The sequence below is a fragment of the Amycolatopsis pithecellobii genome (assembly GCF_009707865.1).
GTDB classification, from domain to species: Bacteria; Actinomycetota; Actinomycetes; order Mycobacteriales; family Pseudonocardiaceae; genus Amycolatopsis_E; species Amycolatopsis_E pithecellobii.
Genome location: NZ_WMBA01000138.1, coordinates 1 through 1,794 on the forward strand (window position 1 = coordinate 1; position 1,794 = coordinate 1,794).

2 protein-coding genes are annotated in these 1,794 nt (G+C 75.1%); both read left to right on the forward strand.

Annotation, left to right across the window (positions count from 1 at the left end):
- Positions 1-603: amidohydrolase family protein (locus tag GKO32_RS37760; RefSeq protein WP_154761701.1), on the forward strand; the 603-nt coding region annotated here is incomplete at its 5' end.
- Positions 600-1,794 (forward strand): carboxylesterase/lipase family protein (locus GKO32_RS37765; RefSeq protein ID WP_154761702.1); only part of this gene is annotated, 1,195 nt, incomplete at its 3' end. The genes GKO32_RS37760 and GKO32_RS37765, both read left to right, overlap by 4 nt.

The window sequence follows — 1,794 nt, forward strand, 5'->3', positions numbered from 1 at the left end:
GGGCTGGGCTCGGTCGCGGCCACCGAGAAGGACCTCGCCACGATCGCCGCGGCCGGCACGAAGCTCGTCGGCGTCCGGGCCATGCACCGGTGGCGGCCGGACGGCGAGGTGCTCGCCGACCCGCGCGTCGCCGACTCGTTCCGGGTGCTGGCCGAGCGGGAGCTGGCCGTGGACCTGTTCGTCAACGACCACACCGAGCTGCCGCTGCTGCCGGCGCTCGTGGAGCGGGCCCCGGGCCGGTACGTCGTCGACCATCTGGGTCGCCCGCCCGTCGAGGGGGACCGGACCGCGTGGCGGCTCTGGGCCGACGCGATGACACGGCTGGCCGCGCTGCCCGGCGTGTACGTGAAGTTCTCCGGGTGGGCCACCGTAATCGGCCGGACCACGGCCGAGGACGTCGCGCCCTTCCTCACCCATGTGCTCGACACCTTCGGTCCGCGGCGGACGATGTACGCCGGCAACTGGCCGGTCGCGCTCTGCGCGGCGGACGACTATGCGCAGATCTGGGCGGCCTCGTCGGAGGTGCTCGCCGCGCTGGGCGCGGCGGACCTCGATGCCGTGCTCGGTGGCACGGCCCGTGACTGCTATCGGTTCGGCTCGTGACGGCGCCGGAGCTGGTCGAGACCGCGCTGGGAACGGTGCGGGGCGAGATCGACCACGACGCGAAGGCGCGGGTTTTTCGCGGCATCCCCTACGCCGCGCCGCCCGTCGGCCGGCTGCGCTGGCGGCCGCCGCATCCGCCGGCGCCGTGGCGCGGGATCCGCCCGGCCGTGCGGTTCGGTCCGGTCGCGGTGCAGAACCCGCCCCCCGAGACCTCGCTGTTCGCGTTCCCAGGCCGGACCCAGAGCGAGGACTGCCTGTCGCTGAACGTGTGGACCCCACTGGACGCGGCGCCGGCGACCCGCCCGGTCATGGTCTGGTTCCACCTCGGCGCCTTCCAGTTCGGCGCCGGTTCCGCCCCGCTGTTCGACGGCAGGCGCTGGGCCCGCGACGGGATCGTCCTCGTGACGGTCAACCATCGGCTCTCCCGGACCGGTTTCCTCGTCCACCCCGAGCTGGTCGAGGAGGGCGGGGGCAGCGCCGGGAACTACGGGCTGCAGGACCAGGTCGCCGCCCTGTGCTGGGTGCGCGACAACATCGCGGGCTTCGGCGGTGACCCCGGCTGCGTGACCGTGTGCGGGATATCGTCCGGCGCGTCCAGCGTGGCACTGTTGATGGCGGCCCCGGCCGCGCGGGGTTTGTTCCACCGTGCCGTCGCCGAGAGCGGCGGGGCGTTCGGCCCCCTGGCGACGACGACCGGGGTGGGCGACGCGTGGCAGGACCTCGGTTCGGCGGCGGCGTCCGGACACGCGTGGGCCGTCGCCGCGGGGGCGCCCCGGCTCGTCGACCTCCGGCGCGCGAGCGCCGCCACCCTGCGTGCCGCGAGCCTGCCCCCGCCGGGGGCGACCACCGGGATCTTCGACGCCTCCCGGCCGGTGATCGACGGGACGTTCCTGCCCGAGACGCCGCACACGGCGTTCGGCCGCGGGGCGCAGGCGTCGGTCCCGCTGCTGGTCGGCTCGGCGGCCGACGAGGACCTCTCGATGTTCAACCACCCCCGGGACCTCGCCAGTTACCGCCGACAGGCCGTCGCCGACCACGGCGCGTCGAGCGCGGAGTTCCTCGAGCTGTACCCGGCGGCGACCGACGACCAGGCGGTCGCGGCCGGCCTCCGGTCCAACGGCCACCGGCTCTTCACCTGGCAGAACTGGCGATGGGCGCAGCTGCATCGCGCGGCCGGGCACCCCGTGTACC